At 44.9% G+C, this 19,777-nt stretch carries 29 protein-coding genes and 2 pseudogenes; 5 read left to right on the top strand and 26 right to left on the bottom strand.

Annotated elements, in window-relative coordinates; translation table 11 throughout:
• Nucleotides 1-10: 10 nt before the first annotated feature.
• From DXE27_RS07255 to DXE27_RS07200, 14 genes and pseudogenes are all read right to left on the bottom strand, one after another.
• The gene (locus DXE27_RS07255) at nt 11-1,132 is read right to left on the bottom strand and encodes a YeeE/YedE family protein (protein WP_128113458.1); all 1,122 of its coding nucleotides are present in this window, start codon (nt 1,130-1,132) and stop codon (nt 11-13) included.
• Between the two features lie 20 nt (nt 1,133-1,152).
• Nucleotides 1,153-1,389 (bottom strand): hypothetical protein, encoded by a 237-nt coding sequence (locus tag DXE27_RS07250; RefSeq protein WP_231969735.1) that lies wholly within the window; start codon nt 1,387-1,389, stop codon nt 1,153-1,155.
• Nucleotides 1,390-1,533: 144 nt separating this feature from the next.
• A complete protein-coding gene (locus tag DXE27_RS07245) occupies nt 1,534-2,190 on the bottom strand; it encodes an MBL fold metallo-hydrolase (protein ID WP_231969734.1) in 657 nt (218 codons plus the stop codon).
• A gap of 69 nt (nt 2,191-2,259) precedes the next feature.
• Nucleotides 2,260-2,454, bottom strand: a complete 195-nt coding sequence (locus DXE27_RS09830) for a hypothetical protein (RefSeq protein ID WP_231969733.1) — start codon at nt 2,452-2,454, stop codon at nt 2,260-2,262.
• 43 nt (nt 2,455-2,497) lie between these two features.
• A complete protein-coding gene (locus DXE27_RS07240) occupies nt 2,498-2,935 on the bottom strand; it encodes a DsrE family protein (protein ID WP_128113456.1) in 438 nt (145 codons plus the stop codon).
• 32 nt (nt 2,936-2,967) lie between these two features.
• Entirely contained in the window at nt 2,968-4,698 is a 1,731-nt protein-coding gene (gene soxB, locus DXE27_RS07235) for a thiosulfohydrolase SoxB (RefSeq protein ID WP_128113455.1), read from the bottom strand.
• 47 nt (nt 4,699-4,745) lie between these two features.
• Nucleotides 4,746-5,384, bottom strand: a complete 639-nt coding sequence (soxX, locus tag DXE27_RS07230; RefSeq protein WP_128113454.1) for a sulfur oxidation c-type cytochrome SoxX — start codon at nt 5,382-5,384, stop codon at nt 4,746-4,748.
• A gap of 19 nt (nt 5,385-5,403) precedes the next feature.
• Nucleotides 5,404-6,219 (bottom strand): sulfur oxidation c-type cytochrome SoxA, encoded by an 816-nt coding sequence (gene soxA, locus DXE27_RS07225; RefSeq protein WP_128113453.1) that lies wholly within the window; start codon nt 6,217-6,219, stop codon nt 5,404-5,406.
• A 55-nt stretch (nt 6,220-6,274) separates the two neighbouring features.
• Entirely contained in the window at nt 6,275-6,583 is a 309-nt protein-coding gene (gene soxZ, locus DXE27_RS07220; RefSeq protein ID WP_128113452.1) for a thiosulfate oxidation carrier complex protein SoxZ, read from the bottom strand.
• A gap of 48 nt (nt 6,584-6,631) precedes the next feature.
• Complete coding sequence (gene soxY / locus DXE27_RS07215) at nt 6,632-7,084, bottom strand: thiosulfate oxidation carrier protein SoxY (RefSeq protein ID WP_128113451.1); 453 nt, start codon at nt 7,082-7,084, stop codon at nt 6,632-6,634.
• Nucleotides 7,085-7,151: 67 nt separating this feature from the next.
• On the bottom strand, nt 7,152-8,240 hold the full coding sequence (locus DXE27_RS07210; protein ID WP_128113450.1) for a c-type cytochrome: 1,089 nt from the start codon (nt 8,238-8,240) through the stop codon (nt 7,152-7,154).
• Nucleotides 8,224-8,847: pseudogene (locus DXE27_RS07205) on the bottom strand (molybdopterin-dependent oxidoreductase); the annotation flags it as partial. The pseudogene DXE27_RS07205 and the gene DXE27_RS07210, both read right to left, overlap by 17 nt.
• Before the next feature lie 81 nt (nt 8,848-8,928).
• Nucleotides 8,929-9,144 (bottom strand): hypothetical protein, encoded by a 216-nt coding sequence (locus DXE27_RS10465; RefSeq protein ID WP_415064449.1) that lies wholly within the window; start codon nt 9,142-9,144, stop codon nt 8,929-8,931.
• Nucleotides 9,145-9,192: 48 nt separating this feature from the next.
• Nucleotides 9,193-9,528, bottom strand: a complete 336-nt coding sequence (locus tag DXE27_RS07200; protein ID WP_197712363.1) for an ArsR/SmtB family transcription factor — start codon at nt 9,526-9,528, stop codon at nt 9,193-9,195.
• A 100-nt stretch (nt 9,529-9,628) separates the two neighbouring features.
• Here DXE27_RS07200 and DXE27_RS09825 point away from each other — a divergent pair, with 100 nt between their 5' ends.
• The 4 genes from DXE27_RS09825 to DXE27_RS07185 all read left to right on the top strand — a co-directional run bounded on the left by DXE27_RS09825 (nt 9,629) and on the right by DXE27_RS07185 (nt 12,311).
• Complete coding sequence (locus DXE27_RS09825) at nt 9,629-10,042, top strand: molybdate ABC transporter permease subunit (protein ID WP_231969732.1); 414 nt, start codon at nt 9,629-9,631, stop codon at nt 10,040-10,042.
• 17 nt (nt 10,043-10,059) lie between these two features.
• Nucleotides 10,060-10,293, top strand: a complete 234-nt coding sequence (locus DXE27_RS09820; protein ID WP_231969731.1) for a hypothetical protein — start codon at nt 10,060-10,062, stop codon at nt 10,291-10,293.
• Nucleotides 10,286-11,395: an ABC transporter ATP-binding protein gene (locus tag DXE27_RS07190; RefSeq protein WP_128113449.1), complete on the top strand. Its 1,110-nt coding sequence runs from the start codon at nt 10,286-10,288 to the stop codon at nt 11,393-11,395. The genes DXE27_RS09820 and DXE27_RS07190 overlap by 8 nt, the downstream gene beginning before the upstream one ends.
• Nucleotides 11,396-11,588: 193 nt before the next feature.
• Nucleotides 11,589-12,311: a prenyltransferase gene (locus DXE27_RS07185; protein ID WP_128113448.1), complete on the top strand. Its 723-nt coding sequence runs from the start codon at nt 11,589-11,591 to the stop codon at nt 12,309-12,311.
• Between the two features lie 55 nt (nt 12,312-12,366).
• Here the strand turns inward: DXE27_RS07185 and DXE27_RS07180 are convergent, their stop codons facing one another.
• From DXE27_RS07180 to DXE27_RS07140, 9 genes and pseudogenes are all read right to left on the bottom strand, one after another.
• On the bottom strand, nt 12,367-12,585 hold the full coding sequence (locus tag DXE27_RS07180; RefSeq protein ID WP_128113447.1) for a YgaP family membrane protein: 219 nt from the start codon (nt 12,583-12,585) through the stop codon (nt 12,367-12,369).
• A 17-nt stretch (nt 12,586-12,602) separates the two neighbouring features.
• Nucleotides 12,603-12,920, bottom strand: a pseudogene (locus DXE27_RS07175) (metalloregulator ArsR/SmtB family transcription factor).
• A gap of 11 nt (nt 12,921-12,931) precedes the next feature.
• Nucleotides 12,932-13,465: a sulfurtransferase gene (locus tag DXE27_RS07170; RefSeq protein WP_128113446.1), complete on the bottom strand. Its 534-nt coding sequence runs from the start codon at nt 13,463-13,465 to the stop codon at nt 12,932-12,934.
• Nucleotides 13,393-13,893 (bottom strand): rhodanese-like domain-containing protein, encoded by a 501-nt coding sequence (locus DXE27_RS07165; protein WP_128113445.1) that lies wholly within the window; start codon nt 13,891-13,893, stop codon nt 13,393-13,395. The genes DXE27_RS07170 and DXE27_RS07165 overlap by 73 nt, the downstream gene beginning before the upstream one ends.
• A 107-nt stretch (nt 13,894-14,000) precedes the next feature.
• Complete coding sequence (locus DXE27_RS07160) at nt 14,001-14,534, bottom strand: DUF6969 family protein (protein WP_128113444.1); 534 nt, start codon at nt 14,532-14,534, stop codon at nt 14,001-14,003.
• A gap of 10 nt (nt 14,535-14,544) precedes the next feature.
• The gene (locus DXE27_RS07155; RefSeq protein WP_128113443.1) at nt 14,545-14,727 is read right to left on the bottom strand and encodes a hypothetical protein; all 183 of its coding nucleotides are present in this window, start codon (nt 14,725-14,727) and stop codon (nt 14,545-14,547) included.
• A gap of 18 nt (nt 14,728-14,745) precedes the next feature.
• The gene (locus tag DXE27_RS07150; protein ID WP_128113442.1) at nt 14,746-15,312 is read right to left on the bottom strand and encodes a YeeE/YedE thiosulfate transporter family protein; all 567 of its coding nucleotides are present in this window, start codon (nt 15,310-15,312) and stop codon (nt 14,746-14,748) included.
• 1 nt (nt 15,313) lies between these two features.
• Nucleotides 15,314-15,790, bottom strand: coding sequence for a YeeE/YedE thiosulfate transporter family protein (locus tag DXE27_RS07145; RefSeq protein WP_231969730.1), 477 nt, complete (start codon nt 15,788-15,790; stop codon nt 15,314-15,316).
• Nucleotides 15,791-16,017: 227 nt separating this feature from the next.
• The gene (locus DXE27_RS07140) at nt 16,018-16,602 is read right to left on the bottom strand and encodes a rhodanese-like domain-containing protein (protein ID WP_128113440.1); all 585 of its coding nucleotides are present in this window, start codon (nt 16,600-16,602) and stop codon (nt 16,018-16,020) included.
• A gap of 191 nt (nt 16,603-16,793) precedes the next feature.
• Between DXE27_RS07140 and DXE27_RS07135 the strand changes: the two genes are divergently transcribed.
• Complete coding sequence (locus DXE27_RS07135) at nt 16,794-17,108, top strand: high-potential iron-sulfur protein (RefSeq protein WP_128113439.1); 315 nt, start codon at nt 16,794-16,796, stop codon at nt 17,106-17,108.
• 72 nt (nt 17,109-17,180) lie between these two features.
• Here the strand turns inward: DXE27_RS07135 and DXE27_RS07130 are convergent, their stop codons facing one another.
• From DXE27_RS07130 to DXE27_RS07120, 3 genes are all read right to left on the bottom strand, one after another.
• Entirely contained in the window at nt 17,181-17,678 is a 498-nt protein-coding gene (locus DXE27_RS07130) for a Crp/Fnr family transcriptional regulator (RefSeq protein WP_231969729.1), read from the bottom strand.
• Between the two features lie 228 nt (nt 17,679-17,906).
• On the bottom strand, nt 17,907-18,524 hold the full coding sequence (locus tag DXE27_RS07125) for a class I SAM-dependent methyltransferase (protein WP_128113438.1): 618 nt from the start codon (nt 18,522-18,524) through the stop codon (nt 17,907-17,909).
• Nucleotides 18,525-18,546: 22 nt separating this feature from the next.
• Nucleotides 18,547-19,755 carry an O-succinylhomoserine sulfhydrylase gene (locus tag DXE27_RS07120; RefSeq protein ID WP_128113437.1) on the bottom strand — a complete coding sequence of 403 codons (1,209 nt, stop codon included), beginning with the start codon at nt 19,753-19,755 and terminating at the stop codon, nt 18,547-18,549.
• Between the last annotated feature and the right edge of the window lie 22 nt (nt 19,756-19,777).

The following is a 19,777-nucleotide window of genomic DNA, read 5'->3' as shown; positions in this document are numbered from 1 at the left end:
TATGTTGAGATTAGCTGCAAGGATTAGGGGCAAGACGAACCTGCAGGTACCGTAAACCCAAATAAGCACCAAAGATAAATCCAGGCAGAGCTAGCAATGAACCAAGGGCCAAGGTAGAAGTGCCACTCAAACCCTGACCTACCGTGCAACCTAAAGCGGTTACGCCACCAAAGCCCATCAAAGCAGCGCCAACTAAATGATTGGCGGTATCTTCAGTGTTACGGAAAGACTCCCAACGGAATGAATTTGTTGCAATTGGCATAACTGCAGATCCCAGAATCATTCCCAAAACAGCCACGATGCCGACAGTTAAAACCTTAGAGGTGTCGCTATACATCATTAGCCAATCTAGCGAGTAAACATAAGGCGCAACAAACGATAAACTTTCCATGCGCCCAGAGTTCGTCACCAAAAAGACTTCCTCTAGTGTATTTGGATCTTCAGCTACATACCCTAAATTACCTGATACCCACCATACGGCGCAAATTGCTAATCCAACCGCAATCCCTGCAGTTAAATTTTCGGTAGTCCAGAATGTTTTTCTTGCTAATGCGTAAGCAATAAATGCAGAGCCAATAATCAATCCGAGAGCAAGATGAAGGGCTGGACGCGCAATGCCAAGCGGGGAACTTAATAGACTAGGTAGATCTTGCGGAGTATTAAGGGCGATAAAAAATGTATCCAGGGTATTAATGCGGATTACACCCAAGAATCCACGCATGGTCATATAGGCAGTAAGACCTAGAACCATGAACACAACAATAGACTTTAGATTCCCTCCACCGATGCGCACCAAGGTTTTACTGCCACATCCCGATGCCAACACCATACCAAAACCAAATAAAACGCTTCCAACCGCAGTTGAAAGCCATAAAAATTTATTGCTGGTGTACATGCTTTTCAGTGGGTCAACCATCCCAAAGTAAGACATCAAGGCAAAGCCAATGATGGCAACGCCAATAGCCAAAAACCATTGCCTTAATCGATCCCAGCTTGACATGATGAAAGCATCCGAAACAGCACCCATGCTACAGAATCCTGTTTTTTGCATTACTGCACCAAGCAAAAAGGTAATAGCAAAGGTTGCCCAGAGAACTGACTTACTTAAAGAGCTGATATCAACAACATCCATAGCGACTGTATCTTGAAAAATTAAGGTTTAAATTTATAAAACTGTTGATTGAGAAAGGCCGTGACATCCGCCTCATCCTCAGGGAATAAATCTAGGCGGAGCTCTGTATTGCAAAGCGAGACCATTTTCTTCAAATTGGCCAAGGACTTTACTTTGCTATCCGAGCGGGTGTAAATCATGTCGCCATTTCCAAAGCCACTTTTCTTGGCATGGCAGGCATAGCACTTTTGCTGATCAATGACCTTACCATTCGCCAAATCCGGGGCAGCAAATGCTGGTGCACCAATCCAATTAGCGCACTAAATACAATTGCCAGGATGAATCGGGTGAAAGTCATTTTCATTACAAATCAAGGATTTAGCATTAATCCTCTATTTTAAGGCCCAAAGCGAGAACTTGCCTTACTCAGCTTGGATGGACAGGTAGACGTTATAGGCATTCATGCGGTTAGCTGCCCTAAATAAAGGCATGCCGTCGTATTCTGACCAATCGGCCTGCTTATAAGCATCCTCGAAAGGATCCATATTGATGGCAGCCTTGGACATCGATTCACGCAAATATTTCAGATAATCCCTTGTGAAGGCGATGTCCTCAGCGGGCTTAACCGAATAGTTCCCATGACCCGGAATCACAATACTGGGATTCAGTTTTTCAATTTCATCAAGCGCAATTAACCACCCCTTGCTATCCGCATTCCCAACGAATGGAATGCGTCCCCTGAAGACTAAGTCGCCAGCAAAAAGCACCTTTTCAGAGGGTACATAGACCATTAGATCCTCGGGGACGTGAGCAGGCCCCACTCTACTAATGAAAAAATCTATTCCGCCAATCGTTAACTTAATTTTTTGGTCGATCCACACATCAGCAGCAATCAACCGAGTATCTGCATTAACCCAGGGCGCAAAATCAACTCTGGAAGCAATCAAACGTTGCTTCGAAGTTTCAGATGAGAGATAGCTTCTGCCCTCACCCTGCGCATAAATCTTAGCGCCAATCCTTTTAAATTCTTGTAAACCATAAACATGGTCAGCATGATAGTGACTGACGATCAGGGCCACAATTTTTTGTGAAGTAATTTTTTTATTTCAGCGATCAGCTTTTTAGCCAGGATCGGCGATCCCAATGCATCAACCACCACCCACTCCGCCCGGAGTAACAACAAACCCAGCATTGGATATGAAATTTTGATTGCTGCTGCTACCCATTTCTGGAAAGCCTTGCACAAAATAAGTATGAGGCGCAACTTGTATCGGCTTGAGCTGAACTGCATCAATGGACTTACTTTGTCCAAAGGCTTGACCAAAAAAGATAAGGGACCCCATCAGAATCCCCGCAAGACTTTTAAAGCAATTCATTTGAGCTTAATTAAGGCTTGATGTAGGCAAAGCCATCTTTGTATTGCAAATCAGCCACGCGCACCACACCTGATGGCGTGAAATCCGCATCCAACGTGAACTGATCTTTTTTCAAATTGCGATTCTTTAATGTGATCTCACAAACTTCAAACTTCACACCGCGAGATTTGAGGGCGCCAACTAATGGTGCATATTCCACGTTGTTCTTTTTGTCTTTGCCGCCCTCCATCAGTAAATCCACTCCATTGGCATGGGTCACAACAATGATGGTGGTTTGCGGAGATACATCCAGATGATTACGGATATTTCGCAGACCCTTTAAGCCTTGAGTTTCAGCGTCATCAATGTGATAAACCACTTTGGTATTTCCAGTGGATTGGGCGGAGGCTATAGAGCAAAATCCAAAAGTAAGCACTGCCGCGGTAATGATAGAAAGTAGTTTTTTCATGTTGATGTTCGTGTAGTTAAATATGCAGGCGATTAAATTGGGGCCATGCCAGGGTTATTGGCAACACCTTTAATGATTGGCTCATTGAGCTTAACCGCTTTGACAACTTTAACGTCTCGCAAGTGGCGATCCATCACATCCCAGATTAGCTCTCCGCCAGCATTCTTTGCGTCTTCGCTTACTGGGGCCCAACCTGCAACCTTATAGGTCTTGCTAGCCTCAATAGGCTTACCATTCAGTCGCATGTCTGTAATACGTTTACCGGCAGTTTGTGCTGGATCAATCGTATATTGCATACCCCCAACGCGCACCATGTCTCCGCCCTGTTGGTAATACGGATCCGGATTAAACAAGTTATCAGCCACATCCTCAAGAATGGTTTTAATGGTTTCGCCACTCATATTAGTAACGGTTGTGTATGGATAGGTGATCGCGGTTTGATCCAACAGGTTCTCACGAGTAATTGCTTGACCAGGTAATAAGCTTGTTCCCCAACGGAAGCCTGGTGAGAAAGCAATCTCTGCATTCTTCTGCGCCATTAATCCATCCAAAATTAATTGATCGAAACTGCCATTAAAGTTGCCTCGACGATATAAGAGGCCTTCAGTGGTTGCTAACTTCTCATTCAGCTTAGCTTCATACGGCGCCCTAACCTTGGTAATGAGCTTGCTCATAGTTGGGTCAGCTGGAATCATATTGGAGAAGATTGGCAGTAACTTATAACGGAAATCAACAGGTTTGCCGCCCTTCACATCAAAGTCCAGTACACCTAAAAACTTACTATTCGATCCAGCGTTAGTTACCAAAGTAACTCCACCTGCATTCTTAACCTTCACTGGAATAGGAACACCATCGTGAGTGTGTCCGCCCAAGATCGCATCTAATCCACGCACGCGGGATGCCATCTTTAAGTCTACACCCATGCCATTGTGCGACAGAAGCACCACTACCTTTGCACCCTTTGATCTAACCTCATCAATAGTCTTTTGCATATTCTCTTCTTGAATACCAAAGGTCCAATCAGGAGTGAAATAGCGTGGGTTAGCAATCGGCGTATATGGGAAGGCCTGTCCAATAATGGCAACCTGAATGCCATTCTGAACTTTCATGACATATGGGTTAAACACCATATCGCCGAAGTCAGCTGTCTTGATATTTTGTGCAATGAAGGAAACTTTACCTTTAAAGTCGCCGTTCACGATTTCCATCACGCGCTTCTCACCCAAAGTCATTTCCCAATGCGGTGTCATGACATCCACACCCAAGGCAAGTGCGGCATCAACCATATCCTGACCATTGGTCCAGAGCGCAGTGCCGGAGCCTTGCCAGGTATCGCCGCCATCGAGCAATAGAGCACCAGGACGACTTGCCTTCATCTGCTTGACTAATGAAGCCATGTGAGCGAAACCACCCATCTTGCCGTAGTTTTGGGCTGCAGCTACATAATCTAAATAGGTAAACGCATGCGCATCACGAGTGCCCGGAGCAATACCATTGGCTTTTAAGAAATATTCGCCAACGAGATGCGGAGTCTTACCTTCTTGCGCACCAATACCGAGGTTTACGTTGGGCTCGCGAAAGTAAATCGGTAGCAATTGCGCATGGCAATCTGTGAAATGTAGAAAGTGCACATTGCCAAATTTAGGTAAGTCATAAAATTTTTGCGCAGTAGTTTGGGCATTTACAAAATTGGACTGCAAGCTCATTCCACCTGCAGATGCAATAGCCAAGGCCCGCAAAAAATCGCGACGACTTAAAGACATAACTTTCCCCTTATGAAAACAGGCCTGTCGGCCTGTTTTTTAATTTCTTATTTATTGACTGGCGAAGCAGGATCAAGCAGCAATGCCATGACATCCTGAATCTGTTGCTCACTTAAGAGTTTGAAGTGTGCAAACCTAGGCATATTACTACAAGCGTTATAAGCCTTGGAATTATTGATGCGATTCCAGGTATAGGTAACCACTTCTTGTGAGTAGCCGCGCAACTTTCCATAACCAGTTAAAGATGGGCCAATATTTCCATAGGAAATTTCCTTGGGATCGATCTGGTGACAGTTATAGCAGCCACCACCAATAACGGTATCAGCCTTGTCGGTCCAAGTAGCCCCACGACCACTTTGAGCGATTTTCTCGCCATTCTTCCAGTCCCCAATATATTTTCCGTCAGATGGTTGTTTGATGGAATCCATATTGATTTTCTGAATCTTTTCGCGCATCTTCTCACCTTGCTTGCTGTTAGCAAACACTGGGTCAGAACAAAACTTTTGGGTTTCATCCTGCTGAATGCGGTCTAAACCGGCGATGCCTTCAGCTCTAAAGCCATCCTTCATCATTTTGTTGAATTTAGGATCATTTGCCTGCTGGGCCAATGCAGTGCCTTGAATGGCAACTACAGTAACGGCAAACGTGGCAATGGCTAAGAGGGATTTAATGTTTTTCATGTTCATAGTCTCTGTCTCTTATCCATTAACGCTTCAAACCAGGGGTTTCAACTGTCCCGCCATTAGCGTTCTTGGCCATATGCATAGATATAGCCACAGTTAAATCAGAGGCATAAATCGGGAATGGGGAACGTTGCTGACGGTAGCAATCATTCAAACGTTGCTGCATCGTCCAGAACTGCCCACTTGATACGCGATACGCAGGCCAATAACCCCACCCCATTGCGGCACCCTTTTGGGTTGTGATGTTTGGCAAATCTTGCAAGCGAATACGCTTACCATCTTCACCGTGACAAGAGGCGCACGAGAAATCCATTGGACCACCTTGGAAGAAGAATGCGCGCTTACCAAGCTCATACATTTCTTTTTCTTTTGGATGTGCTGTGCTAACTTTAATCTTTTCGCCTTTAGATAAGGTGGCTACGTAAGCAACAATAGCCTCCATATCTTTCTTGGGGCCCTTTTGAAACGGCGCATCCACCATCTCTTGCGGATCACGCCCTTGTAGCTTCTGCATACAAGTCATTAAACGGGACTCAAGATCTTGAACTTTATTAGTGTCCTTGAAATAGCGTGGCAACTGAGCTGCCGCGCCCTTCACCACTCCAGGCCCTAAACCTAAATCACACTTTTCCAAAGTGGCGTTCTTTGGGCCAGCAGGCTTTTTCCATAAATCTTCACCAGCCGCCTCATAAAGCTCAGAAGGGCTGCCATCAGCAATCATCTCGCGATATTTTGCAATATCGTCTGTTGCACTATTTTGTGCTGAGACTGACGACGACACCATTAATAAGGTAGCCAAAAATCCCGTGGCTAGCCCTAAAGTAAATTTACGCTGCATTTGCAACCCTTTCAAAACTCATGAGATGGTAAAGATTTATTTAATCGACCAGCGCTTAAGAGGCAGTTGCTTCGTCGGTACGCTTGTCGCCTTTGCTATCCACCCAGCTCACAACAATCTTGGCGCCTTTGGCGCCTTTGTATTTGAAGTTCAAAAATGGATCCTTAGAAACTGCTGGACCAAACTGACCATTCAGTACATCTTTACCATTTGCTTTGACGTTGATAGTGCTGATGAACCATGCAGGAATCGTTTTACCGGCAGCATCTTTACGCTGACCAAACTCCATGTCGTGTTTCATCAAAATCTTTACGTCCACAATTCCACCGTTCTCAGCAGCTCTAACGCGCATTGGATCAGCCATGTTTTCCTCTTGTAATCTAGTAATTAATGGTTTAGTTGTTGGGGGCAATTAACCGCCGCAACCACCTAAAGTAACTTTCACTTCCTTAACAGCCATACTCCATTTGCCGTCGGCTTTAACCAAGGCGTATACGTTGGAGGTTTGACCCATCTTGATACGAGTAGTAACAAATGGCTCTGTACCAGAAGGAATGAAGAATTGCGCAGCCAATGCACTTGGGTTTTTCTCAACCAAGATAGCCATTTGCTCTGCTTTCAGTGTTGTGACAATTCCAACTGGAACTACCGCACCATTTTCCGCAATATCAGGGGCATTCAAAGTTACTGCACCAGACTTGTCAGGGCTACCTGCGCCAAGGATTTTGAATACGTCATCAAGGCTCTTGCCTTCAAAAGCGGCTTTATTCCACTCTTGAGCTTGGGCTACGCTAATAAGACCTGCAGAAGCCATCAAGCCGAAAACAGCTGAATATTTCAATAAACTGCGTCGCTGCTGATTCATAAAAACTCCTTTAATAATCTACTCTTGGTATCAAATATAGCGGTATTTCAAAAAACCTTCTGTAAATCTATTGTCCGGTGAGAACCCAGCGGACAAGTGTTGCCCTATCCTCATCCGATAACTGAGACTGCGGCGGCATTGGAATAGCCCCCCAAACCCATGAACCCCCATTTTTGACCTTAGCCATGAGCTTTTCTTGGGCCCCACTCTGTCCCTGGTATTTCGCAGCAATATCGGCAATGGATGGGCCAACTAATTTGGCGTTTGGTGCATGGCAAGCAGAACAGTTTTCGTTTTTAAACAATGCTGCAGGACCCTTGGTAGAGGCAGCATGAGTATCGGACGCATGGGCCAGACCTTCACCCGATGATCCTGATAACTTAGCAATTGGCGGCTTAGTTGAGTCTGAACCGCGATATGGTCCATACAAGCGATTTTGCTCTGCAATATTGCCATGGGCATTCCTTGCGAAATCTGGAAGGGTCGAGCCGATTTGCACAAACTTAACGCAATTAGTCATACAAGATGAACCGTTCACATCAGGCTTTCCATTAACACTCCAGAATCCATGATTGCGCGTCATGCCATTGCGATTGGGCATCTTCTTCTGCACTTCAGCAATATTGGCGTTACTTAGCACAAAATCATCCGGAACAATTTCACCCAAACTTAATATGAACGCAACTACGGCATAGGTATCATCCGGCGTTAATGATCTAGGCGCATTCCATGGCACGGCACGATAAATGTAATCCCACAATGTAGAAACTGTAGGCACCTTCATTAAAGTAGTCCGCTGTGGCTGCTTACGATCAGCTAAAGAAGCAACTCTTCCGGTCTTAATATTATCAGTAGTTGTACCGCCAGCGATCGGGGTAAAGATCTCATTCGACTCGCCAAAGACACCGTGGCAGCTAGCGCACTTAGATTCCCAAATTGCTTGACCCTGCTGAACAGAGCCAGATCCCTTTGGTAGACCTTTAAAGTCCGGACGGACATCAATATCCCATGCAATCACCTCTGCAGGAGTTGCGTTACGGCCAATCCCAGGAAGCTTAGAGGAGCCCTGCGTGCTTTGTGCAATAGAAATCTGAGTCGAAAAGACTGCGAGACTCAGCAAGCTCAAACGAGCAATAAAGTTAACCGACTTGAACATTGCTCACCTCGCCGTTTGAATCCAATTTCCATGACTGAATTGCATTATTGTGATAAATCGAACGGTTGCCGCGCAGATCGCGTAAAACCTTGATCGAAGGCTGGATGTAGCCGGTGTCATCCACAGCTCTAGATTGCAATATTGCAGGTGAGCCATCCCACACCCAATCAATATTGAAACGTGTAATGGACTTAGTAAGAACCGGGGTCTCCAGGCGCGCTTGACGCCAGTTGTTGCCGCCATCAAATGAGACATCTACACGCCTAATCTTGCCTCGACCCGACCAAGCCATACCACTGACGTTATAGAAACCATTATCTAGCAATTGCTGGCCACCAGAAGGGGTAGTAATTACAGATTTACATTCTTGAATAGACGCATATTGGCGATGCATACCATCTGGCATGAGTTCAATATAGTGAACCGCTTCATCTTTTGCATTCCATGGCATATCACCCACTTCTAAACGGCGTAGCCACTTAACCCAGCTAACGCCTTGCACGCCAGGCACTACCAAGCGCAGGGGGAAGCCATTCTCTGGACGGAGCATCTCTCCATTCATACTCCAAGCAACAATCGTATCGTCTAAACAGCTCTCCAAATTGATGGCATGCCATACGGCATAGTGGCAACGTTCTTTCCAAGTGTAGTCTGCCACTCTTGTTTTTCAAGAATCGCCGGATCTCCCTCACCAGCAGCAAAAGCCAGCGGCGCCGCCAGCTGCGGACATAAATCCTTTGCGCAAGAAGCCACGACGCGTTTCATCAAGACCATTGGCATTGATGTCGGCAATTAACTCTTGAGAGATAAAGTGCTCTGGCGCCTTAACTAAACGCGCCCTATTGGCAGGCTTCTCAACCGCAGAAATATCCTCAGCGCTCAATTCAATTTGCTTCTTAGTCATTTGACCTCTACTTAAAAAGTGATTTACTGCAAAACTTATTAACTACTCTTAGTGAATGCCTTCAGCAATCTTTGCGCAGACTGTCTGACACATCTCTACGGTCGCGTTATCCGCAATCGAGTAATAAACCGTTACACCCTCTTTTCGCCTCATTAAAATTCCGGCTTTATGAAGAGCTAATAAATGTCGTGAGACGTTTGCCTGACTCGTGCCACACATCTCAACAACTTCAGAAACAGATTTTTCACCGCTACAGACCGCATACATAATGCGTAAGCGTGCAGGCTCAGAAAGGACATTGAAATAGGCCGCCACTTGAGAAAAGACCCTCTCCATCTGTTTTGGAGTAAAGTTTTTCGTAGCTTTTTGAACCTTAGATTTCACAAAAAAATCGATGCCTTATATATGCGTATATATTTGACCCTGCGCTGAGACAATTCGATATAGTGAGATACCCTATATTGCTAAACAATACAATCAAACCATGGATATGGAAGCAATTCTTTCGCTAAAGCTTGCGCTGTGGACCCTGGTCCTCATCATCCCATTTGGGGTCTGGGTGGCACACTCCTTGCTTCAGCTCGATAAAAGCAAGCCCTGGATCGAGGCTGCTTTAGCCCTTCCCTTAGTTCTACCCCCAACTGTTCTGGGCTACTACCTGTTGGCAGGTCTTGGCGGCAAAAGCCTATTTAGCTTTCCTTTAGTGTTTTCGTTTACGGGAATCCTGATTGCCTCTCTTATTGTGAACCTCCCCTTTGCCATTCAACCGATTCAACGCGCCTTTGAAGCTATAAATCCAGATATCAGAGAGGCGGCTCAGGTCAGCGGCCTATCAAAATGGCAAATTTTTCATTTAATTGAGCTTCCATTAGCCTGGAGAGGTATTACGTATTACTAGCGCCGCTGTACTGACTTTTGCACACACTCGGGGAGTTTGGGGTCGTATTAATGGTGGGCGGCGCCATTCCAGGCGAAACCAAGACCGTTGTTGCCATTTCAATATATGACAAGGTGCAAAGCTTTGACACTGCGGGTGCCGGAGCCTTAGCCTCATTACTACTCGGAACTTCCCTCATCGCGATTGCAGTTTCTTATGGGGTATTCGGAAAACATCGAACTACTCCAATCGAGGGCAAGGCTGATGCTTAAGCTAAAAATTAGCCAGACGGCACCCAACCCACTTCAGATCAACCTGGAATGTGCAGCCGGTCAATTACACGCCCTTGTAGGGCCTTCCGGCAGCGGTAAGACCAACACACTCAGAGCAATAGCTGGCCTTAGCCTGGCCAAAGTAGGCAAAATTGAGTGCGATGGCAAAGTTTGGTTGGAAGCCAATGAAATTTCTGGGGCCTATACAGATCTACCTCCAGCGGAGCGCTCATGTGGATTCTTATTCCAGCAATACGCACTCTTTCCGCACCTTTCAGCTATTGAGAACGTAGCAATCCCTCTGCACAACTCCGCCATCACCGCAGCAGAGCGCAAAAAAAACGCTCAAGAGCTGTTAGATCGCATGGGAATTCCCGAGCTTGCAAATCGCATGCCGCACCAACTTTCTGGCGGCCAACAGCAACGTGTTGCGCTTGCACGTGCATTAGCAAAAAATCCGAAAATCTTATTACTGGATGAGCCTTTTTCAGCCATTGATGCACCAACACGTCAAAGTCTTTATAAAACTCTTGCCGAATTACGCAAAGACTTGAATATTCCAATCCTGCTTGTTACTCACGACTTGAGAGAAGCAAGCTTGCTTGCCGATCAGATTACCGTTATTGATGCCGGCATTAGCTTGCAAACTGCTCCGCCGCAGGTGTTGTTTCAAAAACCTAGAAACTCACGTGTAGCCGAGTTGGTTGGCATCAGCAATTTATTTCATGGCATATTTAATGAAGGCAATCTCACTTGGGATGGCTGCGATAAAACCTTTACCGTGGCCGATAAGGGCAAAATCCCTCCAAATGCGCAAGTGGCATGGGTAATTCCACAAGATGGCTTAAGTATCCATAGCGCGCCAACAGCGACCAGTATTCCCGCCAGTGCCGCAGAGATTAGTGTCTTAGGTCAAATTGCGGTGATCCAACTACAAATTCAAAATAGCGTGCATAAAATTGAATGGGTTGCATCTGCATCTGAAGTTAAAAGACTAAATATGGAAGTTGGCAGTCAAATGCATATTGAATTAGATGGCAATCAAATTCACATCATGCCGTTACACCCAATCAACGACCCTAGGCGATTTGTTGGCCACTAATCTGCATAGATCTATATCGCCATGAGCATGGTCCTCAAGTTATTTCTAGCAACTCGGCCCGCATTTCTCACAATTACCCTTTTAGGCTGCCTTATTGGGCTTTCGATTCCAAGCTCTAGAAATGAGTCTATGGCAATCAACCTGCTTGCTGTGACTTTGGCCCTTTGCATACATGCTGGAGCTAATTTAATAAATGATTACTTTGATCACCTCAATGGTAGCGATGAAAATAATCGCAATCGAATTTCACCATTTACTGGCGGCAGCCGCTTTATACAAAACCATAAAGCCAATCGAAATATATCAGCTTGGTTTTGCGCTAATCATACTTAGCGTCTTCATTGGCTTATATATTTGCTCGCAAACTACATGGCTCTTAATACCGCTGGGGTTCATTGGAGTAACCGCCGCATGGACATACTCCGCACCACCACTGCAGCTGATGTCTAGGGGGGTTCTCGGAGAGTTATCTATAGCTATTGCATGGTCGCTTGTGGTTATCGGATTCGCCTTTATGCAAACAACCAATAATGCTTACCAGACAATCCCGATTGGACTTGCATATGGATTAATGGCTTCCAATATCCTGCTAATAAATCAGATCCCAGATATTGAGGCAGATCGGCTTGCACAAAAGTTAACTCTTGCTGCCAAGAGTAGCCCTCATGAATTGCGTGCCTGGTATACGGGCATATTAATTGCAGCTTATACCCTTCAAATAATTGGAATTTATTTTTATGGGATTCCAATTCAAACGTTGATTACCTTATCTGTACTTCCAGTATTTATATTTTGCGCCAATCAAATATCAAGAGCAATGGTTCGAAAAGATGCAATTAAGAAACTTATTTTGAATAATTTAGTGGCAATACATCTGTATTCCCTTCTATTACTCATAGGACTACTGTGGCGGTAATTAAATTTGGGTATAAAAAAGGGCAACCTCAGTTGCCCTTTTTTATATAGTCAACTTATTTACAGCAACCGCCGCCGCCACATGAAGAATCAGTGCCACAAGTATTAATTCCTAGGAGTGGGTACGCTGGGCAAAATCTAAATAGACCCGTTGCGAGAGGTACAACACCAATCCAACCCCATGCACCAACAGTTCCGGTTACGGCTAGACCAATTAACACTAAGCCAACCACCATACGTAACATACGATCAACACCACCGACATTGCATTTCATATTAAGACCCCTTTTGGTTATTTACTGCAGTAATTTTGATAAAGCACATTCATCACTTCCAAAGCAATCCGATTAGAAAGTGAATAATAGATTTGCTTACCATCTCTTCTGGTTTGGACCAGCTCTTCATTTCTCAGAACAGTGAGTTGCTAGGATAGGGTGGGCTGATGAATATCAAGACATTCCTCGAGCTCACCAACGCATAGCTCTCCCTGACTTATCTGGCATAGCAACAACATGCGGTCTCTATTTGAGAGTGCTTTCATCAAGCGACGAGCATCGTCTGCTGATGACTGCATCCTCTCTAGATCGATACTGCCCTTAAGCGCTGGCATGACGAGCGCTCTTAGTTCAGCGGAACACCGACCAATGGACGACCTTCAAGCGTCCAAAGATACAAAGAACCATCGTATAACTTGGTGGATTTATTTCCCACTAGCTCCGACATTACAAACCAACCGCCAGCTGCTAAGTGCCCGGTATTGCAATAAGCAATTGTTGGCCATTTCACACTTAAACCATTGGCTGCCATTAATGCGTCATAAGTATTTTTCTGCCAGAAATACAATGCGCCATTGCTTGGCTTTGCTAACAATTCAGGCGCCAACTCTTTTGAGCCCGCAATATGGCCAAAAGTCAGCACATCTGGACGTTTTGCAAGACCTAAGTATTGGGCAGGCTGACGCGCATCCAATAATTGTGGCTTACCTGCTTTGGACGCAGCAGCTACATCATCTGAACTGGCGATTAATTCTTTGCGATATGCTTTTGCAGACCAATTGCCAGTCGCTTTTTGAGCATTGGTAGTTACATATTCACGCCCCTCACCGAGCCATCCAGCACAGCCACTTGATCTCCGCCATACACCTTGAATGACCAATAGGTTCTTAAAGCCTCGTCGATATCGGACATATCCTGGCCAATAGGCACGAGCACAATCGGCTTATCAGAGTTGACACCTAAAGATTGAACCAGCTTCTCAAAATCTGCTTTTTCAGGAATTAGAAACTTAATCTTCTTACCATCTACTAAGCGCTCAACACGAACTTTCTTAAAATCTAGGAGTGTTGAATTAGCAATATGGCCACCTACTTCTACTAGGAATTTCTTACCAGTCTTTTTGTCGGTATCAAATTCAGGGTTTCTGAGGTAGCTTGCTAAATCCGTTCTTACTTCAATTATCTGAACATCAGATAGATTATTGGACAACCAATCGGCACTGACTACTGGACCAGGCAAAGTAATTGCCTGAACTAGGCTCACCAAGCCGGTTAGGGCAAATGCTAAAAGCAATTTAATTTTTTTCATCTCTACTCCCTTATGAATTTACAACTAACAAATTGTCTGAAAGACGACCCATCAAATCAATCTTGCATTCTGATAAAACATGATGCTTTTTTGAGTTCAATACCAGCTCACGATTGATTGCCCTGCTCTTCCACTAGTCGAGCAATCTTTTGATCTCGCTCCAAAAGCAAACCCTCAATCTCTGCAGCAAATAATTGAATTAAAGCGCCAATCCAATTGCTTACTGGAGCCATTCGACCTTTTGTGGTCACTTGAAACTCTTTAGTGAGTTTGATGACAATGTCCGAATTAGCCATCTCTTCGCCGGTAACCCACTGATTAGTGGTAAATAAGCGAACTGGCAAACCCTTCTGGTCTAAAGAAATACCAATAAGGTGATGAAAGCTCTTCTCATCACGCTTAATCACATGAAAATGACCATGCTCACCATTAGGCATTTCATCTGCAGAATGCGCATGGTAGTAGAACTCATAACCACTTTGCTCATCCACAAGGTCATTGCTTGGATAGTGCTGCCACTCAATAAAATCGTTGGCGCCACATAAAGCAGCTTCATTCAAGGTGCGCCCAGTTTCGGCATATCGCATCTGAATATTTGCTAGCGCTTGTGCGGCCAACCAGAGATTAGATTGAGTAAGCATATATATTTAATTACTCTGCAGCTTTACGCTTTTTAGGGCCGCATGGATTTGCCGACTCTTTTTTAGGACCGCAGGGGTTCTTCTGCTCTGCGCCTGATGGATTAGCAGGGGCATCTGCTGAATGTGCCAATGGCGCAGCCGCCAAACCAGCTAAAGCCATTGCCAACGCAGCTACTGTTGATTTCTTAGACATAACTTTCCTTTTAATTGATTAAACCTGGGAACTAACCGGGTCTTTGGATTTCTTCTCCATCCAAGAACCCAAGATAAATACTCCGACGGCCGCAATAATCAAGCCAACATCGATTGATAAACCCGATATGTGGAAAGCGTCAGGCAATGAATCTGCTTTTGCATATTCACCCAAAGTCGTCAAGAACTCGATGCTTGGATAGATACCAGCAAACAATACAGTCCCTAACAATAAGCCAAGCAAAAATATGGCCACATCAATGCGTCCAGACATCAAACCGACGACTGAGGTTCCAGGGCAATATCCACCAATTGCAAAGCCTGCACCAACAAATGCTCCACCAAGAGCGGCAGCGCCTAAAAATGCAGGTGGTACAAATAAATTACCGGCATCTACAAAGCCCACACGCTCCAAAACTAAGAGGCCAACAGCAGCAAACACAATGGCGGTGAACATCACCTTAAATACAGACCAATCTGTTAAGCGAAATTGGCCAATCAACTTATTAGGATTACCGAATCCGGCGCGTTCCAAGACATAGCCAAAAGCGCCGCCCAATAAAAGCCCCGAGAGAATTTCACTCATCTTATTTCTCCTCTTTCAAGAAACGGCTTGCCAACAAACCTACGGCAAAAAATGTTCCCAGGAAGGTAAAGCCGGCCAGGCTCAGTACTGCTGCACCGGACAAACCAAGGCCGCTAGTACAGCCAGCTGCAATCCTTGCACCAAAGCCTGCAAGCACGCCCCCACAAAGGGCTGTCCATGGACGCTTAGATCCACCTAAAAACCTCGCTCCGTCCATCTTGAATTGAATTCTGTGCGCAAAAAATGCAGAAGTAAGCGCCCCAAGAGCTACGCCAATGACTTGCCAAGTAATCCATGCATTTAATGGCTTGCCCTCTTCAACCATCCCACCCAGGCAATCATTTGCATTGGTTACCACAGGCGCAACGTACATTCCAACCCATGCAGTTAAGCGAGTAGTAAATCCTGTAGCACCTAGCCCATGCCCAGTGACAACAAAAGTTGCCAATAGAAGGATTCCCGCTAAAAGTGGGCTCATATACGACACCGGTTTAGCCCGCTCCACCTTATTAACCATATTTTCTCATTTCATTTAAATATTTAATAATATATTTATATTTATATTTATATTATATAAATAGCATGCAATGTCAAGACAAGGCAATAAATTAGTAAGCATTTTTTGATCTACATCATTAGATTAAGCAAGAGCGCAAAAAAAGGGAGCCTAAGCTCCCTTTCCTCATCAATATCAATGAACTTGGTTTAAAACTCACCTTTAATGGTGGTTAGACCCAATGCATCCCAATCAAGCATGCCGCCACGGTAGTAATAAATCTTAGTAGCAGGAAAACCATCGCGAGTCATGGCAGCCATCGCCATTGGACTTTGTGGACACACAGGTCCGCTACAGAAGGCATAAACCTTCTTCGCCTTAGAGCAGTCCCATTTAGTAGAACCTGCTGCAGGCTTTTTGCAACCCAATTCATCCATGCGCATAGCGACTTCGGTATAAGGAATGCCAATAGAGCCAGGAATAGTTCCTTTGACGCGGTCATCAACCACTCGCATATCGACCACTAACGAGTCCTTGTCATTTAATGCATTAAGAACATCAATCTCATCAACCGGCACAACACCCTTAATTGGAATTAAGGGCTGTAGCCAACCCTTATTTTTTGCACAAGGCGTCATTACGCGTGTGATTTCAACTGGGCCTTTGGCCGTTTTGACTACAAAGTTGGTGGACTTATCAATAATTTGCAGCAACTCTGGATTGGCGGGCGCACTGATTTGCGCTGCGGCGAGACCTGAAAACAACATCAGGCCAAGAGAAAGAATCTTTTTCATAAAACCCCTTAATTTGGATATACATCTGTTTTAAATGCTTCTATACGCATTTATGCATATTTACATAGTGTGAGGCCATGCCTGGTTAAACTTAATACTGAGAAACCCCTATTGATGGTGGAGTTATCCCCTTTAATATGCCGTATAGCTAGTTATTTAGACTTTTTATTTACCCAAACACTGGAACTCTTATGAAAAATAGTCGTCGCCAATTTATGATTTTGTCTGCTGCTGCTGCTGGTGCTTGCACCCTCGCATTGAACGGCACAGTTCAAGCTCAAGCAATGGTTGCTGAAACTGATCCGCAAGCTGCTGCATTAGGATACAAAGCTAATGCAACAACCGTTGATAAAGCGAAGTATGCAAAATACGCTGCCGGCCAAGAGTGCGATAACTGTGCATTGTTCCAAGGCAAAGCAGGAGATGCAACTGGTGGCTGTTCATTATTTGGCACGAAGAAGGTTGCAGGCAAGGGTTGGTGCTCTGCTTACGCCAAGAAAGCTTAAGTTCGCAATATAGAGTTTTAGTCGAATCATTTCGATAAATAAAAAAGACTGCCAAGGCAGTCTTTTTTATTTTTAAGTACCAGCTTGAGAAAAGCTTTCAAGCTTTTTTATACTCGGAATTTGAATGCTTAACTTTCCGATGTTGGAAATTAAGCCCTGTTCCGCCATAGAAGCAAGGGCTCTACTGATAGTTTCAAACTTCACGTCCATCATTAAGCCCATATCCTCTCTCTTAAAGAGTGGCGCAACTGCCATATCACCAGAGACCTTAGCAACTCGCAAGAAAAATCGAGCTAGACGCACTTCGATTCTTCCGGTATTGATTTCAGAAAACCATGACTCAGACTGAGTCATGGCTTCACCCCATTTTTTAACAATTTGACGATGTAAGCGTGGGGACTCTTCACCCAAGCTGGAGATAATCGCCTTTGGAATGCGGCACAGGTGGACATTAGATAGAGCTGCAGCAGTATGCGTATAAGTCTCACCCAACAAAGCCTCCATACCAAACAAATCACCCGGCATTACTAAGCGCACAATTCTGCTTGAGCCGTCGGAATTGATATGCAACAGCTTAATATAGCCTTCACGTAGGTATACAAATGTTCTGCAGAATCCCCCTGGGTGTATATACCTGAATTAGCCTCAAAGCGAAGATCGTCAATAGGGGAATGAATCTTAGAAAAATCTTCTTCATTCAGTTCAGCAAAAAGCGCAGAGCTGCGAATAGAGCATGCATTGCAATCGCTATTACCCTGCCATGCACTTTTTATTTCGATAATCTTCATACGAAACTACTCATTTTCTGCAAACTAAGCCCAGTATTGCTGATATACCAGTATGTCTTGGACCTTCAGAGAGTTCTTTCTCGTAGCTAACGAGTTCTAGGATTTGAAACTCTTTAGCAAGATCTCTGATCAACTCTTCTGTGTACAGATGTTCTATTAAAGATGGTCCACCAGTCTTGTAATCTAGCTGCTTAGGTGTATAGCCCTGCAGAATGAAGAGCCCGCCTGGCTTGGTCGCCTTATATGCTTGCTGGAAGATTCTGGCGCGCATTGCTGGATCCGCAAACTGGATAAAGATACCGATGACTGCATCATAAGTATTCTCGGACCATGCATAGCCATCAGTATCAGAGAATGAATACTCAACCTCCACTTGATTGTCTTTGGCAAACTGCTTTGCCTTGGCCAAAGCGATATCCGATGCATCAAAGCCAACTACTTGCATGCCTTGCTTAGCCAGCCAGACGCCATTGCGACCCTCGCCGTCAGCAATACATAAAACCTTATCTTTGGGTTTTAAGTACTCCTTCGCCTTTTCAACTAAATACTCATTGGGATCTTTGCCGAAAATGAACTCTTCTCTATCGAAGCGCTCATTCCAGAACTGGGTGGCATCCGCAAAACTCATAGACCGATCCTGATGAACTTGATTATTTTTTGAGTCCGCCAACGAGATCATTCTTTAAATCGTTGATGTTTTCTAATCCCACCGCAATACGTACCAAGCCATCAGAGATGCCTGCAGCTTTACGAGCCTCAGGGCTAACGCGGCAATGTGTCGTTGTAGCTGGATGCGTAATAGTCGTGCGGGTATCGCCCAAATTTGCAGTAATCGAGCAAAGCTTAGTTTGATTAATCAGTTTGAATGCAGCCTTCTTGCCACCCTTGAGTGTGAATGACAGAATTGCGCCACCCTCTTTTTGCTGACGCTTCTCTAAAGCATGTTGAGGGTGAGATTTGAGGCCTGGATGATAAACACGCTCCACCCCTGACTGCTTCTCAAGCCATTGCGCTAAGGCGAGAGCGTTCTGACTCTGTTGCTTCATGCGAAGCTCTAAAGTCTCCAAGCCCTTCAAGAATACCCAAGCATTAAACGCTGAGAGTGTTGGGCCCGCGGTACGCACATACGGGAATACTTTACCCATGATGAAATCTTTACTGCCTACAATTGCGCCGCCCACTACCCTACCCTGGCCATCGAGATACTTGGTGGCAGAATGAATCACGACATCAGCACCGAGTGCCAATGGTTTTTGTAATGCCGGCGTACAAAAACAGTTATCTACCGCAAACAATGCTTTTGCCTTCTTAACAATCTTTGAAATTGCTCTGATATCAGCAATTTCAGTTAAGGGATTGGAAGGCGTCTCTAGATAAAAGAGTTTGGTATTTGGCTGGACAGCAGCTTGCCATGATTTGGTATCAGCCAAATCAACATAGGTAGTGGTAATGCCAAAGCGACCCAAAATATTGCTAAATAACTGAATCGTTGCACCAAATACGGAGCGCGAACAAACAACATGGTCACCTGCTTGTAGATGAGCCATCGCCATTGTCAAAATGGCTGACATGCCTGATGCTGTAGCAATACATGCCTCACCACCCTCTAAGGCAGCCAAGCGATCCTGGAACATGCTAACGGTTGGATTGGTGAAACGAGAATAAATAAAACCTTGATCTGCGTGTGCGAAACCATCGGCAGCCAACTCTGCACTATCAAAACAAAAGCTAGATGTTAGGAACATTGCTTCTGAATGCTCTTGGTATTCAGCGGTGCGACGAGTGCCCGCGCGGACAGCCAAGGTCTCCAGCGCCAGCTTAGAAAAATCGGGTTTTTTGCGTGTAGTTTTGCTCTTCATACTGCTATTTTGACACCGAATT

The sequence above is a fragment of the Polynucleobacter necessarius genome, from assembly GCF_900096755.1.
GTDB lineage: Bacteria > Pseudomonadota > Gammaproteobacteria > Burkholderiales > Burkholderiaceae > Polynucleobacter > Polynucleobacter necessarius_K.
This window is presented reverse-complemented; position numbering and strand designations above follow the sequence as displayed.

Bases quoted from the DNA above. Each gene is read 5' to 3' on its own strand.
- DXE27_RS07180 (WP_128113447.1), bottom strand. From the start codon at position 12,585: ATGAAATGCAATGTCGGTGGTGTTGATCGTATGTTACGTATGGTGGTT.
- DXE27_RS07185 (WP_128113448.1), top strand. From the start codon at position 11,589: ATGATTACTTTGATCACCTCAATGGTAGCGATGAAAATAATCGCAATC.
- DXE27_RS07255 (WP_128113458.1), bottom strand. From the start codon at position 1,132: ATGGATGTTGTTGATATCAGCTCTTTAAGTAAGTCAGTTCTCTGGGCA.
- DXE27_RS09830 (WP_231969733.1), bottom strand. From the start codon at position 2,454: ATGGGGTCCCTTATCTTTTTTGGTCAAGCCTTTGGACAAAGTAAGTCC.
- DXE27_RS07135 (WP_128113439.1), top strand. From the start codon at position 16,794: ATGAAAAATAGTCGTCGCCAATTTATGATTTTGTCTGCTGCTGCTGCT.
- soxX (WP_128113454.1), bottom strand. From the start codon at position 5,384: ATGAACATGAAAAACATTAAATCCCTCTTAGCCATTGCCACGTTTGCC.
- DXE27_RS10465 (WP_415064449.1), bottom strand. From the start codon at position 9,144: ATGACTAAGAAGCAAATTGAATTGAGCGCTGAGGATATTTCTGCGGTT.
- DXE27_RS07150 (WP_128113442.1), bottom strand. From the start codon at position 15,312: ATGAGTGAAATTCTCTCGGGGCTTTTATTGGGCGGCGCTTTTGGCTAT.
- DXE27_RS07145 (WP_231969730.1), bottom strand. From the start codon at position 15,790: ATGAGCCCACTTTTAGCGGGAATCCTTCTATTGGCAACTTTTGTTGTC.
- DXE27_RS07120 (WP_128113437.1), bottom strand. From the start codon at position 19,755: ATGAAGAGCAAAACTACACGCAAAAAACCCGATTTTTCTAAGCTGGCG.
- soxY (WP_128113451.1), bottom strand. From the start codon at position 7,084: ATGAATCAGCAGCGACGCAGTTTATTGAAATATTCAGCTGTTTTCGGC.
- soxA (WP_128113453.1), bottom strand. From the start codon at position 6,219: ATGCAGCGTAAATTTACTTTAGGGCTAGCCACGGGATTTTTGGCTACC.
- DXE27_RS07160 (WP_128113444.1), bottom strand. From the start codon at position 14,534: ATGCTTACTCAATCTAATCTCTGGTTGGCCGCACAAGCGCTAGCAAAT.
- DXE27_RS07190 (WP_128113449.1), top strand. From the start codon at position 10,286: ATGCTTAAGCTAAAAATTAGCCAGACGGCACCCAACCCACTTCAGATC.
- soxZ (WP_128113452.1), bottom strand. From the start codon at position 6,583: ATGGCTGATCCAATGCGCGTTAGAGCTGCTGAGAACGGTGGAATTGTG.
- soxB (WP_128113455.1), bottom strand. From the start codon at position 4,698: ATGTCTTTAAGTCGTCGCGATTTTTTGCGGGCCTTGGCTATTGCATCT.
- DXE27_RS07155 (WP_128113443.1), bottom strand. From the start codon at position 14,727: ATGTCTAAGAAATCAACAGTAGCTGCGTTGGCAATGGCTTTAGCTGGT.
- DXE27_RS07125 (WP_128113438.1), bottom strand. From the start codon at position 18,524: ATGAGTTTTGCGGATGCCACCCAGTTCTGGAATGAGCGCTTCGATAGA.
- DXE27_RS07165 (WP_128113445.1), bottom strand. From the start codon at position 13,893: ATGAAAAAAATTAAATTGCTTTTAGCATTTGCCCTAACCGGCTTGGTG.
- DXE27_RS07140 (WP_128113440.1), bottom strand. From the start codon at position 16,602: ATGAAAAAGATTCTTTCTCTTGGCCTGATGTTGTTTTCAGGTCTCGCC.
- DXE27_RS07240 (WP_128113456.1), bottom strand. From the start codon at position 2,935: ATGAAAAAACTACTTTCTATCATTACCGCGGCAGTGCTTACTTTTGGA.
- DXE27_RS09825 (WP_231969732.1), top strand. From the start codon at position 9,629: ATGGATATGGAAGCAATTCTTTCGCTAAAGCTTGCGCTGTGGACCCTG.
- DXE27_RS07210 (WP_128113450.1), bottom strand. From the start codon at position 8,240: ATGTTCAAGTCGGTTAACTTTATTGCTCGTTTGAGCTTGCTGAGTCTC.